The 19,259-nt window shown below is 69.7% G+C and carries 14 protein-coding genes; 5 read left to right on the forward strand and 9 right to left on the reverse strand.

Annotated elements, in window-relative coordinates; all coding sequences use genetic code 11:
* Positions 1-11: 11 nt before the first annotated feature.
* Genes QP029_RS03110 through QP029_RS03120 form a run of 3 tightly spaced genes read left to right on the forward strand, consistent with a single transcriptional unit; the run spans position 12 to position 3,956 of the window.
* Positions 12-2,423: an MMPL family transporter gene (locus QP029_RS03110; protein WP_284875409.1), complete on the forward strand. Its 2,412-nt coding sequence runs from the start codon at positions 12-14 to the stop codon at positions 2,421-2,423.
* 4 nt (positions 2,424-2,427) lie between these two features.
* Positions 2,428-3,489: a lysylphosphatidylglycerol synthase transmembrane domain-containing protein gene (locus QP029_RS03115; protein WP_284875410.1), complete on the forward strand. Its 1,062-nt coding sequence runs from the start codon at positions 2,428-2,430 to the stop codon at positions 3,487-3,489.
* A gap of 5 nt (positions 3,490-3,494) precedes the next feature.
* Entirely contained in the window at positions 3,495-3,956 is a 462-nt protein-coding gene (locus QP029_RS03120; RefSeq protein WP_349293715.1) for a DUF3054 domain-containing protein, read from the forward strand.
* A gap of 164 nt (positions 3,957-4,120) precedes the next feature.
* Here the strand turns inward: QP029_RS03120 and QP029_RS03125 are convergent, their stop codons facing one another.
* Together QP029_RS03125 and QP029_RS03130 are read right to left on the reverse strand one after the other, a co-directional pair.
* Complete coding sequence (locus QP029_RS03125) at positions 4,121-5,212, reverse strand: cellulase family glycosylhydrolase (protein ID WP_284875411.1); 1,092 nt, start codon at positions 5,210-5,212, stop codon at positions 4,121-4,123.
* Positions 5,205-6,320: a glycosyltransferase family 4 protein gene (locus tag QP029_RS03130; RefSeq protein WP_284875412.1), complete on the reverse strand. Its 1,116-nt coding sequence runs from the start codon at positions 6,318-6,320 to the stop codon at positions 5,205-5,207. The genes QP029_RS03125 and QP029_RS03130 overlap by 8 nt, the downstream gene beginning before the upstream one ends.
* Positions 6,321-6,748: 428 nt before the next feature.
* On the opposite strand from QP029_RS03130, the gene QP029_RS03135 reads away from it, so the two are divergent.
* Together QP029_RS03135 and QP029_RS03140 are read left to right on the forward strand one after the other, a co-directional pair.
* The gene (locus tag QP029_RS03135) at positions 6,749-8,224 is read left to right on the forward strand and encodes a sugar transferase (RefSeq protein ID WP_284875413.1); all 1,476 of its coding nucleotides are present in this window, start codon (positions 6,749-6,751) and stop codon (positions 8,222-8,224) included.
* On the forward strand, positions 8,221-9,261 hold the full coding sequence (locus QP029_RS03140; RefSeq protein WP_284875414.1) for a glycosyltransferase family 4 protein: 1,041 nt from the start codon (positions 8,221-8,223) through the stop codon (positions 9,259-9,261). Before QP029_RS03135 ends, QP029_RS03140 begins: the two co-directional genes overlap by 4 nt.
* Position 9,262: 1 nt before the next feature.
* Here QP029_RS03140 and QP029_RS03145 read toward each other — a convergent pair whose 3' ends face one another.
* From QP029_RS03145 to QP029_RS03175, 7 genes are all read right to left on the reverse strand, one after another.
* A complete protein-coding gene (locus QP029_RS03145) occupies positions 9,263-10,372 on the reverse strand; it encodes a glycosyltransferase (protein ID WP_284875415.1) in 1,110 nt (369 codons plus the stop codon).
* Positions 10,344-11,405 carry a hypothetical protein gene (locus QP029_RS03150; RefSeq protein WP_284875416.1) on the reverse strand — a complete coding sequence of 354 codons (1,062 nt, stop codon included), beginning with the start codon at positions 11,403-11,405 and terminating at the stop codon, positions 10,344-10,346. Before QP029_RS03150 ends, QP029_RS03145 begins: the two co-directional genes overlap by 29 nt.
* 219 nt (positions 11,406-11,624) lie before the next feature.
* Positions 11,625-13,010 carry an O-antigen ligase family protein gene (locus QP029_RS03155; protein ID WP_284875417.1) on the reverse strand — a complete coding sequence of 462 codons (1,386 nt, stop codon included), beginning with the start codon at positions 13,008-13,010 and terminating at the stop codon, positions 11,625-11,627.
* Positions 13,007-13,831 carry a polysaccharide deacetylase family protein gene (locus tag QP029_RS03160; protein WP_284875418.1) on the reverse strand — a complete coding sequence of 275 codons (825 nt, stop codon included), beginning with the start codon at positions 13,829-13,831 and terminating at the stop codon, positions 13,007-13,009. The genes QP029_RS03155 and QP029_RS03160 overlap by 4 nt, the downstream gene beginning before the upstream one ends.
* Positions 13,831-15,309 carry a flippase gene (locus QP029_RS03165; protein ID WP_284875419.1) on the reverse strand — a complete coding sequence of 493 codons (1,479 nt, stop codon included), beginning with the start codon at positions 15,307-15,309 and terminating at the stop codon, positions 13,831-13,833. The genes QP029_RS03160 and QP029_RS03165 overlap by 1 nt, the downstream gene beginning before the upstream one ends.
* Complete coding sequence (locus QP029_RS03170) at positions 15,309-17,552, reverse strand: GNAT family N-acetyltransferase (RefSeq protein WP_284875420.1); 2,244 nt, start codon at positions 17,550-17,552, stop codon at positions 15,309-15,311. The genes QP029_RS03165 and QP029_RS03170 overlap by 1 nt, the downstream gene beginning before the upstream one ends.
* A 126-nt stretch (positions 17,553-17,678) precedes the next feature.
* Complete coding sequence (locus QP029_RS03175) at positions 17,679-19,253, reverse strand: acyl-CoA carboxylase subunit beta (RefSeq protein ID WP_284875421.1); 1,575 nt, start codon at positions 19,251-19,253, stop codon at positions 17,679-17,681.
* Positions 19,254-19,259: the final 6 nt, after the last annotated feature.

The following is a 19,259-nucleotide window of genomic DNA, read 5'->3' on the forward strand; positions in this document are numbered from 1 at the left end:
AGGAGACCATCGTGTTCCTGAAGTGGGGCTATCTTTCCTACCGGTACCGCCGGATCGTGCCGCTGATCCTCATCGCGGCGATTCTCGCGCTGTACGTCATCTTCGGACTGCGCCTCGGCGACCGGATGAGCCAGGAGGGCTGGGACGATCCCGGTTCGTCCTCCACCGCGGCCGCCGCCATCGAGCTGGACACGTTCGGGCGGGACAACTCGGGCGACATCATCCTGCTCTACGAGACGACCGAGGAATCGTCGACCACGCTCAATGATCCGGCGACCTTCGGCGCCATCGCCTCCCACCTGGAGGATCTGCAGGCGCAGTACCCGGAGCAGATCGACCATGTCACCAGTTACTTCGACACCCGCAACGCCCAGCTGATCACCCCGGACGGCGCACAGGCGTTCGCCGCCATCGGACTGAAGGGGGACGCGGAGCAGACGCTCAAGGACTTCCGCATCGTCGAGGACGCCCTGGTCACCGACGACCTGCCGGACCATGTGGTCACCCAGGTGGCGGGCGCCACGGCGGTGGCCGACGCCCTCGACGACGGTATGGCCGGCGACATCCTGCGGGCGGAGATCGTCGCCCTGCCGGTGGTGGCTGTCCTGCTGCTCGTCGTGTTCGGTTCGGTCGTCGCGGCGTTCATGCCGCTGATCGTGGGTATCCTCTCCATCGCCGGTTCGCTGGGCATCCTGTCCATGCTCGCCGGGGTGGTGCAGGTCAACGTCTTCGCCCAGTCCGTGGTCACCCTGCTGGGTCTGGGCCTGGCCATCGACTACGGCCTGTTCATGGTCTCCCGGTTCCGGGAGGAGCTGGACAAGGGTGAGGACGTGCCCACCGCCGTGGCCACGACGACGGCGACGGCGGGTAAGACGGTGGTGTTCTCGGCGGCGATGGTCGCCGTCGCGCTGTCGGGACTGCTCGTGTTCCCGCAGGCCTTCCTCAAGTCCGTCGCCTACGGCGCCATCTCCGCGGTCGGCCTGGCGGCGCTGCTGTCGGTGACGGTGCTGCCGGCGATCTTCGGCATGCTCGGCCACAACATCGACAAGTGGACCATCCGGCGGACGAAGCGCACCGCCCGCCGCCTGGAGGACACCATCTGGTTCCGGATCCCGGCGTGGGCCATGAAGCACGCCAAGCTGGTCACCGTCGGTGTCGCCGGCCTGCTCATCGCATTGACCATCCCGCTGACCGGCATCTCCTTCGGCGGCATCAACGAGACCTACCTGCCGCCGGACAATGACACCCGTGTCGCGCAGGACGAGTTCAACGAGAACTTCCCCGCCTTCCGCACCGAGCCGGTCAAACTCGTGGTCACCGGTGCGGACGAACAGCAGCTGGTGGACATCTACATGCAGACCCGGGAGATCACCGGCCTGTCGTCACCGTTCACCCCGGACTCGGGCACGGTCGACGGCACGACGGTGCTCTCGGCGGGCATCGAGGACCGTGACCTCAACAGCGACGTCGTGGAGCAGCTGCGTGCCATCGAGGTGCCCGAGGGGGTCACCGCCTACATCGGCGGCACCCCGGCGATGGAGATCGAGTCCATCGAGGCGCTCCTGGAGAAGCTGCCGTGGATGGCGCTGTACATCGTCGTGGCCACGTTCATCCTCATGGCGCTGGTGTTCGGCTCACTCATCCTGCCGGCCAAGGCCATCATCATGACGGTCCTCGGACTGGGGGCGACGCTGGGCATCCTCACCGCCATGTTCGTCGGGGGACTGGGCGCCGACCTGTTCAACTTCACGCCGGGCCCGCTCATGTCCCCGGTGCTCGTCCTCATCGTCGCCATCGTCTACGGCCTGTCCACGGACTACGAGGTCTTCCTCGTCTCCCGGATGGTGGAGGCGCGCGACCGGGGTGACACGACGGACGACGCCATCAAGTACGGCACGGCGCACACCGGCTCGATCATCACCGCCGCGGCGCTCATCATGATCGTCGTCGCCGGTGCGTTCGGCTTCTCCGAGATCGTCATGATGAAGTACATCGCCTTCGGCATGATCTTCGCCTTGGCGATCGACGCCACCATCATCCGCATGATGCTCGTCCCCGCCGTCATGCATCTGCTGCGCGAGGACAACTGGTGGGCCCCGGGCATCATCAAGAAGGCGTACGAGAAGCTCGGCCACGGGGCCACCCCGACTCCGGCGCCGGCCCAGATGCCGGCCCCCGTCCATACTCCGGTGGAGCCGGCGCGGGAGGAACCGGTGTGGGAGGAGCCGGCGCCGAGGCACGCGGGCGTCGACACGCATGAGGTCCACGAGGGTGAGCTCCTGCTTGACCACGCCGTCGTGGTCGACGAGTCCGAGGCCGCCCGCGGTGGCCGCACCACCAGCGAGGACGAGGAACTGGTGCCCTTCGCCGAGCTCATGCGGCGGCTGCAGGAGGACAGGGACACCAAGCGACTGGAGCGCTGATCACATGCGGTTTCTGCGGCAGCTGGCGGCGAACCGGTGGGTGAGATGGCTGGCGCCGCTGGCCGTGCTCATCGTGCTCGGCATCGCCTTCCGTGACCAGATGCCCTTCCTCGCCGACGGTGTGCGGCGCCTGCGTGACGCCCACCTCGGCGGGGTGCTCCTCGTTCTCGTGGCGTCCGGCGCCTCGCTGGTGGCGATGGCGGAGGTCATGCGCCTGCTCATGGGCGCCGGCGGCACCCGGGTCCCGCTGCGGGAGACCACCGCGATCACCCTGGCCTCCAACTCCTGGTCGACCACCCTGCCCGGCGGGCCGGCGTTCTCCGCGATCCTCACCTATCAGGTGCAGCGCGGCTGGGGCGCGAGCGTCATCCTCTGCGGCTGGTTCTTCCTGCTGTCCTCGGCGTTGTCGACGATGTGGCTCGTCCTCATCGGCGGCGCCGCCGTCCTCTTCCTCGGCGCCCAGTTCAGCGTGTGGTCGCTCGTGGTCACCTTCGTCGCCATGATCGCCCTCGCCGGCGCGGTGTACTGGGCCGCCCGCCACCCCCAGCGCCTCGAGGGGTGGGCCCGACGCCTGCTGCCCCGGGTCAACCGCCTGCTGCGGCGTGACCCGGCGGCCGGGCTGGAGACGGCGCTCGACCAGATCCACCAGCTGGAGACGGTGCAGCTCTCGCGGACCCGGTTCAGCGTCGCCGCCGGCTGGTCCCTGGCCAACCGGCTGCTCGACGCCCTGTCGCTGTGGGCGTGCATCTGGGCCGTCACCGGCGACCTGCCCTGGCTGGAGGCCCAGCCGGACCACACGACGATCATGGGCGTGCTGCTCGCCTACACCACCGCCAAGATCGCCGGCTCCGCACAGGTCACCCCGGGTGGGCTGGGCACGGTGGAGGTGACGATCATCGCCACGCTCGTGGCCTCCGGCATGACCGCCGTCGACGCCACGGGTACCGCGATCATCTACCGCCTCATCTCCTTCGCCTTCATCACCGCCGTCGGCTGGGTGGTCTACACCCTGCACTACGCCCGCCGGGGCGTGACGGCCCGCGCGGCAGACGGCCCACTACAGTAGGCGGCATGAACCGGATCACCGCCCTGCTTCTCGACGTCGTCGCCATCGCCGTCTTCGCGTTCCTCGCCCGCGTCGCCCACCAGACCGACGAGATGCCGCTCACCGTCGGCGGCTGGGCCTCCACGCTGTGGCCCTTCCTCCTGGGCGTCGGTGCCGCCGCACTCATCGGGGCCGTCGCCCGCTGGGACGCTGCCCGCATCGCCCCCGCCGGTGTGGCCACCTGGGCGATCACCGCCGTCGTCGGCCTGGGCATCTGGTCGCTGCGCAACGGCGAGCTGCCCCACTGGTCCTTCATCCTCGTGGCCACCATCATGTCCGGTCTGCTGCTGCTCGGCTGGCGCCTGATCGCGGGCCACCGGGGCCGCCGGGGTGGCCGGGGTGGCCGCGACCACCCGGGCCGGACGCACGAACGCCGCCGACCCCGGAGTGCGGGAGTCGGCGGCGTAGGTGACCGCGTCGGCGCTTAGCCGATCGAGTGGGTGATCTGGTTGATGATCATGACGACGAGGTTGATGATGTCGCCGGAGAGGTCGAGTGCGAGGCTCAGCATGGGGAGCTCCTATTCAGGCAGTGATGCCGTGGTCAACGTTGCAGTGTCATTAGGGTCTATCGGCGTACGGTAACAGAATCGTTACATCCCCGGGAAGTCGCAGGTGGGTGACGCCTCAGCGCCGGTGCCGGCCGCCAGCCGCCGGGCGATCTCCTTCGGCTCCCCCGGGGCATTCAGCAACCCGAAGTGGGATTCCGGATTGTCCTGCCCCAGATCGATGTCGTACATGGTGTAGAGGTAGGCCCGCCCGAGCCGGGGATCCTCGTCGATCAGCTCCAGGGCCTCGGCGATGAGATCCGCCTGCGCCGACTCCCCCACCCCGCGGTCACCGTCGGAGGGCGCGCCGATCTCCGTCACCCAGATCTGCGTGTCCGTGTCACCGGCCTCATCCATGAGGGCCGTCATCTGCGCCATCTGGCCGAAGGCGTTCCAGTCCGAACCACCCGAGGGTCGTTCCGGGTAGGAGTAGGGGTGCATGCCGACCACCGTGAAGTACTCCTGCGCGCCCAGCTCGTAGAGCCGACGGAGGAAGTCCACCGGTGCGACCGAGGTGTTCTCCCGGTTCGTCGCCGGGGACAGGCCACCGGAGACGATCTCCGCCTCCGGATCGGCGGCCGCGATCCGCGGGCCGGCCGCGGCGAGCAGCTCGGCGAACGCGTCCGGGTCCGGGTCCGGCCAGAACCTCTCAAGGTTCGGTTCGTTCCAGATCTCGTAGGCGTGGACCCGGTCCGAGTAACGGCGGGCGACCTCGCCCGCGAAGTCCCCGTAGGCCTCGGCGGCGCCGCTGCCGATCTCCCCGAACCCGGTCACCCAGTCGGGGTGGGTGTGGATGAGCAGCAGCGGAGTCAGACCAGCGTCGAGCGCGATCTGCAGGCGCCCGTCCAGCGCCTCCCATTCATAGTCGCCCGGGCGTGGCTCGATGTCCTGCCACACGGCGGCGAGACGGATGTCCCGGGCACCCAGGTACACCTGCTCGTCGATCATGGCCCGGAACTCGTCCTCGCTCATCTCCTCCCAGTCCGCGGGGGCGGCGACCCCGAATCGGGCGCACACCGGCGGGCCGTCCTCACTGCTCCGCGTGAGCAGCACCGCGGCGAGCAGTCCACCGACGAGCACCGACACCAGAAACACCGCCCATCCGAATCGTCGCCGACCGCGTTTCCGGTCACGCACGGGTCAGGGCCTCCAGCATCCGCGGCAGCGTGGTGGTGAGATCATGGTCGCGCTCGGCGACCTGCCGGGCCCGGTCACGCAGCCGGGCGCGGCCGTCGGGATCGTGGATGAGCTCCCGCATCGCCTCGGCCAGGGCGTCGACGTCGCCGGGCGGGACGAGCCGGCCGGAGCCACCGGCCAGATACTCGGCGGTCCCGCCGTGACCGGTGCCCAGCACAGGCACCCCGGCCGCCATCGCCTCAAGCACACCGAGGGGCCCCGCCTCCGGGGAGGTCGACGCCGAGACGATGAGATCCCAGCGGGGGAACACCTCCGCCGGGTCGGCGTGGCCGAGGAATCGGACCCGGCCGGCGAGATCCGGCTGAGCGGCGCGTCCGCGCAGCTGCCGTTCCCAGTCCTCGGATCCGGGGAAGGCGGTGCCGGCGATCTCCAGGTGCACCTCCGGCACCCGGGCGACCGCCTCCAGGAGCACGTCATGGCCCTTCCACGCCGCGAGGACGGCGAGGATGCCCACGACAGGCCGGGCCGGATCCGTGGTCGTGGCCCCGGTCGGGGTGGCAGGGATCCGGACCCCGTTGGGACGGGACTCGGCCCGGCGTACGAGCCGGCGGACGGAGGCGGCGGTGACCTCCGAGACCCCGACGGCCCGCGTGATCGCATGGGTTCCCAGCAGCGCCACCACCTTCTGCTTCGGCGAATGGATGGTGTCGTGGACGAGCCAGGTGACGGTGGGACGGCGGCGGCCGCTCCCCCGCAGCCAGGTGTGGCCGGGGAAGGCGAGTCCGACGGCCGGCAGGCCGAACGTGGAGTTGAGAATGACGGCATCGGCGTCCCGTGCGGCAATTCTCAGGATTCGGGCGGTGCGCCACCACGACACCGGCAGACCGGCGATGGCGGCCAGTCGCCCGAGCCGACCCCGGGAGCGTCCGAGCCGGGACAGCGGAACCGGGACGTGGTGGACGGCCGGGTCGACGATGTCGGGGAGATTTCCCTCCGGGCAGGCGAGGACGACCTCGTCGCCACCGGCCACTGCCACGGCGATGAGCTGTGCCAACACCTTCTCGGCGCCGGAGACGTCGGCTCCGGCATTGACCGCCACGATCTTCACCGGCCTGGCTCCCTTCCTCGGACAGCCCCGCCCGCCCGGGCTCCTGGCGGCGGCCGGCGGGGAGGAATAGATCTTCCACACCCTACCTGGGCGGGATCGGCATGAGGACCGGGAGGCACACATATGCGTATAACAGGTTACCTTTAGTTTTCTTGTACTCAAAAACATGCGCATTCTAACCCAGGGCGCACTTCCCGAGCATTGCGTTAAGGCTGGTAACAGCCGTTTTTGATGCCATTCACGATAACAACGCCTGAGTGTTATTCATTCATATATTCGCGCTTGCAAGTTGTTTCGCGGACGGGCATAGTCGGTTCGTCAAGACAAGTAGATCCGGAAGAGCTCGGACGCCTGATCGACCCACCGGGCCCAGCGGGGCGCACTGCGGTGGTGCCGGTCCAGACGACCGGAGCAAGAAAGGCACCACAATGAAGAAGCTGCTCACTCGGCCTGATCTCCCCACCACCGGAGACCACGGCGCAGAGCCAGCTGACTCTCCCGCCGACGCCAACACCGTCGCGCACACCCCCACTTCCCCCACCGTCCCCGGACAGGGCAGCCACCGCTCGATGTGGATGCGGCTGCACTCCTACGTGGCGGAGCCGTGGCAGCGCCTCGCCGACCTCACGGTCATCGCCCTGGTGTGCGCGGTGTCCGGCCTGCCGTACCCGATCCTCACCGCCCTGGCTGTGGGCATCGCCTTCTCGGTGTTCCCGCACATCTACCGTTTCCGGCTGGGCATCTCCTCCCTGGACGAGCTTCCCCGCCGCCTGGTCGCCGCGGCCGCCATCGCCACCATCGCGGTCTCGCTCATCAACCCGGGCCCGGAGTCCGGCGACATCCTCACCTTCGCCGCCCTCATGGCGGTGTCCCTCGGGGCCGTGCGCATCGTCGGCACCGTCGTCCAGCGCTGGATCCGCCGGCGTCGCCCGGAGCTGCTCAAGCGCACCCTCATCCTCGGCTCCTGTGACCTGGGCCGGGATCTGGGCACGACGCTGCGGGAGAACCCGGAGTACGGCCTGCGCCCGCTCGCCATCGTCGACCGGGCCTCCGCTCTGTCGCCGGACGTCCCCAGCATCGCCGTCGACGTCCTCGACTCCGACTTCCCCAAGCTGCTGCAGCAGCACCAGGCCGAGACGGTCATCATCGCGTTCTCGGACTACAACGAAGAGCAGCTGGTCTCCACCCTCCGGGCCTGCGTCCGCGAGGAGTCCGATCTCTACATCATCCCCCGCCTGCACCAGGTGCATGACCGGGATGAGCTCACCGAGTCCATCGGCGCCGTCCCGCTGCGCCGGATCAACCGCTCCGCCCACCGCAGTCTCGCGTGGCAGCTCAAGCGCCCCTTCGACATCGTCGTCTCCCTGCTGGCGATGATCCCGCTCGCGCCGGTCATGGCGGTCCTCGCACTACTGGTGAAGCTGGACAACCCGTCCGCCCCCGTCCTGTTCCGGCAGACCCGCATCGGCCTCGACGGCAAACCCTTCGAGCTGCTGAAGTTCCGCAGCATGTCGCCGGCCACGCCGAATGAGGGCGACACCCGGTGGAGCATCGCCGGCGACCAGCGGATCAGTAGGCTCGGTCGCATCATGCGACGATTCTCCCTCGACGAGTTCCCCCAGATCCTCAACGTCATCCGCGGCGACATGGCGCTGGTCGGGCCCCGACCGGAGCGCCCGAAGTTCGTCGAGCTCTTCGGCGAGGAGTACGCCGGCTACCACGCCCGCCACCGTGTCCCGGTGGGGCTGACCGGCTGGGCCGCCATCAACGGCCTGCGGGGGGACACCTCCATCGCCGACCGGGTCCTCTACGACAACGACTACATCGAGAACTGGTCTCCCTGGCTGGACCTGAAGATCCTCGTCCTCACCTTCCGCGCCGTCGTCGGCGGCACCGGCGCATGACCCGCCGCCTCGTTTTCGGGGCCCTGGCGCTGCGCCCCAACGGCAGCGGGGTCCAGACCTACCAGCGGGAGCTGGTCCGTGAGGTCGCCGCCCTCGCCGACGCCCGTGACCTCAGCCTGTCGGCGGTGGTGCAGGAGGACGCGACCACGGAACTGCCCGACACCGTCACCCCGGTCACCCGTCCGGTGGCCTCCGGCGTGCGCCGCGCCCTCGAGGGCCTGCGCCCGGTCGAGGCCGACATCTTCCACGGCCTCGACGTCGACCTGCCGCTGCGGCAGCGCTCGGCCACGGTGAGCACGGTCCACGACATGTCCGTCTTCGACACCCCCTGGGCCATGTCCCGCCTGCGAGCCGTGGGCGAGCAGCAGCTGCTGCGATCCTCCCTGCGGCGCGCCGATGCACTCATCGCGGTCTCGGAGTTCACGGCGGAGCGGATCCAGGCCTTGACCGGCCGGACCGCCACCGTCACCCCCCTGGCACCGGCACCGTGGGCCCGGATCCCCGCCGAGGAGGAGGTGACGCAGGTCCGGGAGAAGTACCGGCTGCCGGAGCGTTTCGTCCTGCAGCTGGGGACACTGGAACCGCGGAAGCGGCCGGACATCGTCAATGATGCCCTCAGCCGTCTCGGCGTGCCCCTCGTCCTGGCCGGCGGGAACACCGACAGCCCGCACCGCCCGGCGGGCTCGATCGGTCTCGGATACATCGACCTGGCGGACATCCCGGCGCTCTACCGGGCGGCGACGGTCGTCGCCTACGCGTCCTCCTACGAGGGGTTCGGCCTGCCCCCGGTGGAGGCCATGGCCTGCGGCGCGGTCGTCGTGGCCAGCGCCGTCGGCGGCATTCCCGAGGCCGTCGGTGACGGCGCGGTGGTCGTCGGCGGGCTCAATCCGGACCGCTGGCGTGAGGCGCTGTCCCCGGCGCTTGACGACGCCGCCTTCCGCACCGACCTGCGCACCCGCGCCGTCGAGCAGGTGGCCAGCCTGACGTGGGCGAACACCGCCGCAGCCACGATGGCCGTCTACGACACCCTGCGCTGAGCTACAGCACCTGCGCCACGACGTCGGCCATCCGACGCCGGAAGTTGGCGGGTGAGAAGTCCGCGGCCCACTCCTGCAGCCGGTCGGTACGGAACCTCGCGTCATCGAAGTCCCGCATCGCCTCGGCGAACCCGGCGACGATCTCCGCGTCCGTCTCGCCGTGGACGTGGACGCCGGTGTCACCCGGCCGGACGGTGTCCACCGCCCCGCCCCGACCCAGGGCGATGACCGGGGTGCCGCAGGCCATGGCCTCGACGGGCACGATGCCGAAGTCCTCCTCGCCGGGCATGAGCAGGGCGCGTGCCCCGCGCATGAGGTCGCGCATCTGCTCCCCCGGCGCCCGGCCGGTGAACTCCACGCCCGGGCCCGCGACGGCGCGGGCGGCCGCCATGTCCCGGCCGTCACCCACGACGATGAGCCGGACCCCGGCACGGACGGCGGCCTCGACCGCCAACGGCACCTTCTTGTACGGGACCAGGCGACCCACGGCGACGAAGTAGTCGCCCTTGGGCACGGCCGGGTCCGGGGTGAAGTAGCTCGTGTCCACCGGCGGGTGGACCACCTGGGCCTCGCGGTCCCACCAGTTCTCGATGCGGGCCTTCACCGCCGTGGAGTTGGCTACGACGGAGGTGACCTCCGGGGCCCAGCGGCGCTCGTTGCGGCGGGCCCAGGTGGACAGGGCGGTGAGGGCGGCGGACTTGACCCGGTTGTCGGCCTCACCGCGGCGGAACTGCGGATCCCACGCCCACCGGGCGGGGGAATGGACGTAGGCCACGGAGGGAACGTCCACGGCGCCCACCGCAGCGAGGGCGAAGGCGTGGTGGGAGACCACGAGGGCGTCGATAAGCGAGGAGTCCAGTGACGCATGCTGCAGGGCCCATGGCACCAGTGGCATGAGCGGGGCGTGACCGCGCTGCCCGAGCGCGTCGTAGAGGCGCTGGACGGGGCTGGTGTGGACGCGGCCGGTGATGCCCGGCGGGATGCCCTCCTCCCGGGCGAAGGGCACGTGGACGGTGGAGCCCGGCCAGGTCCGGGCGAGCTGCTCGACGACGTGCTCACTGCCGGCGACGTCGGTCAGGCGCTCATGCGCGATCGCCACTCGTGGCTGCATGGAACTCCTCCTCTTCCGTCGGTCGCGGGTGGTCCCGCCTCTTGCGGCGCATGACCAGGATCGTGGGGATGTCACTCTCCACGAGGCGCTCCACCGCGTCGGTGGCCATCTCCGCGGACCGGTCACCCTGGTCGATGACCACGATGCCGAGGTTGATGGCGTCCGGCGGGATCTCCCGCCACCACTTCGCGTCGAAGTCGGCGAGCTGGACCCGGTCCGGATCGTGGTCGCCGAACTCCTGGTGCGGATCGACCTCGCCGAGGATGATGACGGTGCCGCACTGCGACAGCACGCCCACCACCCGGGACTCGGTCAGGGGCGGCAGGCCGCCGTCGACGGCCTCCGCGATCTCGCTCTCCACCCCGAAGCGGCGACTGGTGACCCGCAGCCACAGGGCATCCGCCCGCCGCTTGCGCATCAGCCCCCAGATGGTCAGCGGGATCTGCAGCAGCAGGAACGTGGCCAGGCCGACGACGAGGCTGGTCGGAGCGATCTTCGGCCATGCCACCTCCCCGCCGTTGTTGTTCTGGGCGAACACGACCGGCTGCACCACCTGTGTGGCCTCGCCGTCACTCTCCCGGATCTGGTCGATCTGGCTCTGCAGACCGGACACGTCGGCGTAGGGGTCCGAGGCGAAGCGCTCCGCCATCTCCGTCTCCAGATCACGGATCTGCCGGGCCTGCCCCTCCGCGAGGACGCGGGAGGACTCGAGGTTGAGGTAGTCGCTGCGGTTCTTCATCGACTCGACCACGGCATCCGTGACCCGCTGCGCGTTCTCCGGGCTCTCCGCCCGGATCCGGACGTTGATCACGCCCGGCACCGAGGTCTTCTGGGTGGCCACCGTGTACTCGTCGATGCCGGTGGCTTCCCGGACGGAGTTCTGGGTGCCCTGGTCCTGGACGATGGAGGCGTAAAGTAGGCCGATGATGTCCCGGGACTCCAAGTCGAGGCTGCTGTCCATCGGGGAACCCACGGACACCTCGGTGTTGACCTCGTACTGCGGATCCACGCCCAGCAGAACACCGGCGGTCACCGCGCTCGCGAGGACCGCGCCGCCGAGGGCGAGGGGTGCTGTCCGGAGAAATGAACGGACAATGAGTCCTATGTCCAGCGGTGCGGACGCAACGTCCGCACCTGCGGACGTACGAGACTCCCCGGGGTTGTGTTCTGACATGTTGTTGCTCTCCTGAACGCTCACGGCCGATCACGGCCCCGTATATCGATACAAAGTTACTACAGGCTCACCTGTGGGTCACGGACGAATCATCGGTACGTACGTCCTGCCGCGTCTCACCTCCCCCAGCGCCTCACGTCTCTCCTGCCGCGCCCGGCGTTCCGGATTCCGTTCCCGTCGCCAGCCACCGACGGCCCTCGCCTCCTCCCGGGGCAGCGACGCCGCCACGGCCAGCAGGAACCAGAAGAAGAAGTCCATGGGGAAGATCTCCAGGTAGGTGGAGAAAGCCGCGGCCACGCACGCGGCGGCCGTCGCCGCCAGAACACCCGCGGCGACCCCCTGCTCGAGCGGATCGCGCACCACCCGGATCACCCGGCGCAGCACCACGATCGCCATGCCGATGGTGACGGCGTAGAGCGCCAGGCCGAGCACACCCAGCTCCAGGCCGACCTTGAGGTACTGGTTGTCCGGCTGGTACAGGCCGGTACGCGGGTAGAAGGCTTCGAGGACCTTCTCCGCCGCGGAGCCGGTGGTCCCCAACCCGTCACCCAACGGCCGGACGAGCATCCGCGGCAGCGTCGCCGCCCAGTGGCCGCCACGGTCCTCGAGACTGCTGGAGGAGAACAGGGCGGCGAGCACGCCCCGCTGATCGACCGCCACCGCGAAGGGGATGGCCACCACGACCGCCGCGAGGAGGATGCCGGCGTAGATGAGCAGGCGGCGGTGGATGATCACGCCGACAACGAACACCGCGACGATCAGCCCGACGAACGCGGCACGGACGACTGAGGACAGCATCGCCGCGACCAGCACCGGAGAAAGGAGCCAGAAGATCCGCGAGCGCAGACGACCCGGCTGCGACAGCGCCACCGTGCCCACCACCACCAGCACGAGCATGAGGTAGAGACCGAAGGGGAAGGGCTGGTTGAACGTGCCGAAGCTGCGCAGCAACGGGCCCGTCGTACGCAGTGACTCGTTCCAGTCATAGCCCATCTCCACGAGGCGTTCCCCGCCGAGGACCTGCTGTGCCAGGCCGAACAGGGCGCTGAGGGTGCCCGTGGTGAGCAGGATGGTCACCAGATGATCCTTGTCCCGCCGGGTGAACGGGTGGTAGTAGACGATGACGGCCACGAGCAGGTAGAAGAACGCGATCTTGATGGGGAAGCCGGCATTCGTCCGCAGAACCCACACCGTCGAGATCACCCCGAAGAGGACGAGCACCGCGGCAGGTGCCAGCCACGGGGCGACGGTCGCCCGGTCGCGGGCGCGGGAGGCCAGCAGCGCGGCCACCGCGACCGCGAGGACCGCCGCCTCCTTCCACAGGCTCAGCGCGACCGGCGCGATGATGAGCAGGCCGTGGAAGGGCACGAGCGCGGCGATGGCCAATACTCCCCACTGCGGTCGTTTGAGGGCGGCGAGGAAGATGAGTCCGCAGATCAGACCGGTGACAATGAGGGCGCTCATGACTGCTTCTCCTCTGGGTCGGTGGTGTACCCGCCGTGTCCGTCGGGCCGGGCGAAGCCGGGGTCGTGGTCGACCGGGGTGGGCCAGGACCAGGCCGGGCGCAGCAGGCTGCGCCACAGCAGCGAGGACACGACGTTCTCGTGCATGGCCAGCCGGCGCAGGGTGTACAGGTCATCGCCCGGGGCACAGCGGCCGTTGGTGAAGGTCCACCCCGTCCGGAATCCGGCGCGGGCGGCGTGGACACGGACCCGGGGGTCGGTGTGGCCGAAGGGGTAGCACAGGTCGAGGACCTCCCGGCCGGACCAGTCGGACAGCACCTGCCGGGAGGTGTGGAGTTCGGCGTGGAGTCGCTCGTCCGACAGGCCGGGCAGGGAGGCGTGGGTGGCGGTGTGGCCGGCCAGTTCCGCGCCGGCGGCGAAGGCCTCGTCGATCTCGGGGCGGGTCATGGTGCGGGTGACGCCGCGGGCCTCCGGCCACCAGTCGGGTGAGACGCCGGTGCGCTCGGTGACGGGCAGCAGGGTCCACGGGATGCCTCGCTCGGCGAGGATGGGCGCCGCGTGCCGGATGACACCGACGAGGGCGTCGTCGAACTGCACGACCGCCCGCCCGCCGACGCTGCGGCCGGCGATGATGTCGGCCGCGACGTTGGCGAAGGAATCGAAGCGGTACCCCAGCGCCGCCACGGCGTCGAGCTGCCGGATGAAGGTGGCGGCCCGCACGGCGTAGAGGTAGGGGGTCTCGTCGTTGGCGATGATGTCGTGGTACGCGAGGACGATGCCCGAGCGCGCAAACCGACTCCCGAAACTCCGTAGCCGACTCATCAGTCACTTCCCTTCCGCAGGGGTGCGAGCACCAGCGCCCGCACCTGCTTATCGACGCCCATCGAGATCACCAGGTGCGCCCCTCCCGCGAGCAGGCTCACCACCAGCCACGACCACTCCCCCGCGGCGTGCAGCGAGGTGGCGCTCACCGCCACGATCGCCGCCACCGCGCACTGGCGCAGCAGCAGTCCCCACGGGGCGACACCGGGGATCCCGAGCGTGAACTGCAGGAGCAGCAGCATGGACACGAGCATGATCACCTGGGTGGTCAGGGTGGCCGTGGCGGCACCGAGGATGGACCACTCAGGGATGAGCAACGCGTTGAGGCCGATGTTGAGGAGCAGACCCGCGGCGGCGATCCACGGGAACACCCGCAGCTTCCGGGCGGCGATGAGCGCGGAGACCACCACGTAGAGCAGGCCTGAGAGGGCACTCGCCGTGACGAGCAGCGCCGCCGCGGTGGCTGCCGGGGCGAACTGGTCACCGTAGAGCAGGGTGACCACTCCCCGGGCGGCCGGCCAGAAGACCACCACCGCCAGGCCACCGAGCAGCGCGGCGACGGCGATGGACTGGTAGACCCGCTCCCGGAACTCCTCGGTCCGGTTCGGCCACGCCTTGATGAGCACCGTCGTGTACGGAATCGCCAGCGCGCTGACCACCAGCGCCAGCAGGTCGGAGAACTTGTAACCCACCGCGTAGAGGCCGACCGCCTCGTAGGTGCCCAGCCGTTCGAGCATGAGCATGTCGATGCGTTCGAGCAGCGTGAGCAGGGCGAAACCGATGGAGATCGGGATGGCCTCCCGCAGCATCTCCCCCCAGTAGCGCGTGAGGTGGCGTCGCGACGGCCGCGCGCCCGGCGCGAACAGGCCCGGCACCCCCACGGCCCGGGCGATGATGACCACGACCTCCCGGAGGATGGCGGGCAGGATGAACCACAGCAGCGAGGGGTGCCACGTCGCGACCGCGAGGATTCCCAGGAACTGGATGATCTGGCCGATGATGTCCCACACCGCCACGTACGTCAGTCGCAGTCGACTCTGGTACAGCACGAACAGGGCGTTCGCCGGGGTGGCGAGCACCACCGTCGACCCCGCCAGGGCGGCGGCGAGCACGACGAGCGGAGCGAGGCCGGTGAGCCAGGCGTAGCCGACGGCGATGCCGTAGCCGAGGAATCCCAGGGTGGTGCGCAGCGCGATGAAGGACCCGGAGATCCCCGCGATCTCGTCGGGGTCCTCGGAATTGAGTCGGGCCAGTACGACACGGCCCACGCCCAGGTCGGTGATGACGGACGTGATTCCGAGCAGGGCGAAGACGAAGGAGTAGCGGCCCCAGTCATCGGGACTGAGGGTACGGGCGATGATGACGCTGCCGGCCCAGCCGAACACGGCGGTGGCCAGCCGCCCGATGATGAGGGCGGTGCTGCTGCTGAACAGCCGCTTCGTCTCGGACGCGGTCTCTTCTGTCCTGTCCTGCTGCATCAGCGTCGCAGCCTCCCCACCATATCGGTGGCGCGCGTGAGCGCATCCAGGGTGCGCAGCCGCGCCCGGGCCCGGCTGCGCCCGCGCCCTCCGGGGCGCACGGGGACGGCCCGGACCGTACCCACCTGGTACCCGCCGGTCTGCCAGTCCAGCTTGTAGGGGCTGGCGCCGATCATCTCGTCGATGAACGTCACCCCCAGCTCGTCGTGGTGGTCGACGATGTACTCGATGAGCTGGTGGCCGGGGATGAGATCCCGGAACTCCGGGTCGTGGCAGGTGAACCAGCCCTCGGCCCGGGCACCGGTGGTCACCATGACCGAGCAGGCGACCCACCGGTCGCCGACGGTCAGGCCGATGAGGATGAGGTGTCCACCGGCGGCCTCCCGGGTGAGGTAGTCACGGCTGAAGGGTTCGTGAGTTGCGCCGAGGAGGTTGAGGGTGCCGGGGTTGTCCCCCCGGGCCAGGTCCGCCAGGTCCCGGATCTCAGCCCAGTGCCGGTCCAGTTCCTCCGGCGTACGGACGACGACGAAGCCGACCTCCCCGTGGGCGGCCGCGGTGCGTTCCCGGGCCACCCGGAATCGTCGGATCGACTTGGCGCTGCGCAGGTCCCGGGCGATGACTCCGGGCGGGCACTCGATGACCGGGCAGCGCTCGTCGACGGTGAACTCGACCAACCAGTCGCCGGCGTCGAGCAGGCCCTGCAGCAGGGGTGAATCCTGCGGCAGGTGGGTGAGGTCGAGCATGACGTCGTTGTCGTGCAGGCCGGTGATGAGACCGCGCAGGGCGGCGGGATCAGTGGCCAGTGCCTCGCCGACGGTGCCCAGCCCGTGGCCGAGGAGGCGGTGGACGGTGTTCCAGTGCAGGGAGCCGCTGCCGCGGGCCTGGAGCGGGAGCAGGGCGACGAGCTCACCGGCGCGTCGGACGGTGGCGATCGCCGGCCGGCCTTTACCCAGGTGCTCCTGCCAGGTCGCGCCGTAGGCGGGTCGGGAGGCACTACGGCGGCCGGTGCGCTCCGCCAGGTCCGACCACTCCCCGAGGAACTGCTCCGAGAGGTCAGACTCGATGCCGAAGACCAGCTCATCCGCGTCGTCCCCGCCGCCGGCCGGCGGCGACACGGTGTCGGTGCGGGCGTGCGTCGCGGCGTCCAGCTCATCGAGGATCACCCGGGCCGAATCGACCATGTTGTAGCGCTCGATGACGCGCTCGCGCCCCGCCCGGCCCATCCGGGCCCGCAGCTCGGTGTCCGTGATCAGCTGGCGCAGGGCCTCGGTGAGGGCGTCGGTGTCCCCCGGCTCGACGAGGATGCCGGTCTCTCCGTCGACGATCATCTCGGGGATGGCACCGACCGGGTGCGCGACGACGGGCAGTTCCGCGACCATGGCCTCGAGGACGGCGTTGGGGGCCTGGTCAATGACCGAGGGGAAGCACATGAGGTCCGCGTCGGCGAGGATGCCCCACAGTCGCTGGTCGCCCTGGCGCAGGTCGTTGACCACGGTCAGGCCCGGTTCGGCGGGCACCTGCTCGAAGGTGATGAGGGGCAGGTCCGCCAGCTCCCGGAGGTGCTCGCGCCAGATGTCGAGCAGCACGGTCCCGCCCTTGCGTTCCAGGGTCGCGCCGATGAAGACGATGGTGGGGCGGCGGCCCGGGTCACGCGGGGCCGGGGGCTGCCCGAGGTAGGGCGAGAAGATGCCCAGTTCGAGGTGGCGGACCCGCTGGGCGGGAAACCGGTAGTCGGCCGAGCGCAGCGACTCGACGACCTGCCGGGTGTTGGCGAACACCATGTGCGCCTGCTCGAGGACGGGTCGTTCGAAAAGCAGGGCGACGCGACTCATGGCTGCGGAGAACCGCGTCGGCGGGCGGTAGGGCAGGCTGAACGCGTTGAGTCGGCCGGTGCTGTCCGTGGTGATGACGGTGGGCAGCTGCGCCAGCAGCCGGGACCCACCGAGCATGGCGTTCTGGGTGTACAGGTGGATGGCGTCGACGTTCCCGTCGGCCAGCCGCTTCTTCACCTGGCGACGGATCCCGGCGGAGTGCACGAGCTGGGAGCGGAGGGGCTGCAGGTCCAGGTCCAGCCTGGCGAGGCCGGGCACGGGGGCGCGGAGGATCCTACCCAGCAGGCCGGGCGGCTGGCCGTCGACGAAGTCGACCTCGATTCCCTCGACGTCGGCGAAGATGCGGCGGAGGGCTGCGTGGACGGTCTGGTGGCCACCGATGTTCTCATTGATGAACAGGTACCGCGGCACGTCGACCTCCTGGGGGCACGCCCCAGCGTCGACCGGATCCTGCTACCGGCCGACGTCGAGAGGGCAATCATCTAGATGTTCGCGTTCAGCGTAGACCCCTCAACCGTGCCCATCCTTAGAAATTCCTTACATGGGCATGATGGTGTGCTTCTTCGGCAGATCCTGCTCCACCTTGGTCGCCAGCTGACGCACCGCGCGGCGCAGTGCCAGGCGGGTGTCGCGCGGCTGGATCATGGCGTCAATGTAGCCACGTTCGGCGGCGACGTAGGGGCTGGTCATGTTCTCGTCGTAGAAGTCCATGAAGATCTTCTTCAGGTAGTCCCGCTGCTCAGGCGGGGCAGCGGCAAGCTGCTTGCCCTGGATCATCACCACGGCGGCCGCCGAACCCATGACCGCGATCTGCGCGCTCGGCCACGCGAGGTTGATGTCGCCCGAGAGGTTCTTCGAGCCCATCACGGCGTAGGCACCGCCGTAGGCCTTGCGGACGATGAGGGTGATCTTGGGCACGGTCGCCTCGACCACGGCGAAGGCCAGCTTCGCACCGCGGTGGATGAGGCCCGCCTTCTCCTGCTCCACACCGGGCAGGTATCCCGGGGTGTCCACGACGAAGACGAGCGGGATGTTGTAGGCGTCGCAGATGCGGACGAAGCGGGCGCCCTTGTCGGCGGCGTCGGCGTCGATGCAGCCGGCGAAGTGCATGGGGTTGTTGGCGATGAAGCCGACCGCACGGCCGTCGATACGCCCGAAGGCGGTGATGAGGTTCGGCGCGTAGTTCGCCTGGATCTCCACGAGGTTGTCGTCATCACCCAGCTGGACCAGCAGATCGTTCATGTCGTAGCCCGCGTTGGAGTCGTCCGGCATGAACAGGTCGAGGGCGGCTTCCTCGGCGACGTCCTCGTCACTGGGGGCGCCGAACACCGGGGCGGGGTCGTTGCAGGTCAACGGGAGGTGGTCGAGGAGGTCACGGACGAAGTCGAAGGCCTCGTCCTCACTGCCCACGACCGCGGAGATGTTGCCGTTGAGTTCCTGCTGGCGGGCGCCGCCGAGCTCGGCGGAGGTGACGTCCTCTCCGGTGACCTCCCGGATGACGGCGGGGCCGGTGACGTACATCTCCGTCTGGCCCTCGACGGCGATGACGAAGTCAGTGGTCACCGGGGCGTAGACGGCGCCGCCGGCGGACTTGCCCAGCATGATGGAGATCTGCGGGCTGCGGCCCGACAGGGGCAGCTGGCGGCGGGAGATCTCGGAGTACATGGCCAGTGAGGTCACCGCATCCTGAATGCGGGCACCACCGGAGTCCTGGATGCCGATGACCGGGCAGCCGATCTTGATGGCCATGTCCATGACCTCGACCACCTTGCGGCCGAAGGCCACTCCGACGGAACCGCCGTAGACGGTCTTGTCGTGGGCGTAGATGGCGACGGGGCGGCCGTCGATGGTGCCGTAGCCGGTGACCACACCGTCGGAGTAGACGGCGTCGGCATCCCCCGGGGTCTTGGCCAGGGCGCCGGTCTCCAGGAAGGAACCCTCGTCGAGCAGCGCGTTGATGCGCTGGCGCGGGGTGGTGTGGCCGGCCTCGTCGCGGCGTGCGCGGGCGCGCTCGCTGCCCGGGTCCTGCGCCTTCTCCAGGCGGGCCCGCAGGTCGGCGAGCTTGGAGGCCGTCGAGTCAGCCGGCGATTTCGCCGCAGAGCTGTCAGTCACTGATCA

It is taken from the genome of Corynebacterium suedekumii (assembly GCF_030252185.1).
GTDB classification, from domain to species: domain Bacteria; phylum Actinomycetota; class Actinomycetes; order Mycobacteriales; family Mycobacteriaceae; genus Corynebacterium; species Corynebacterium suedekumii.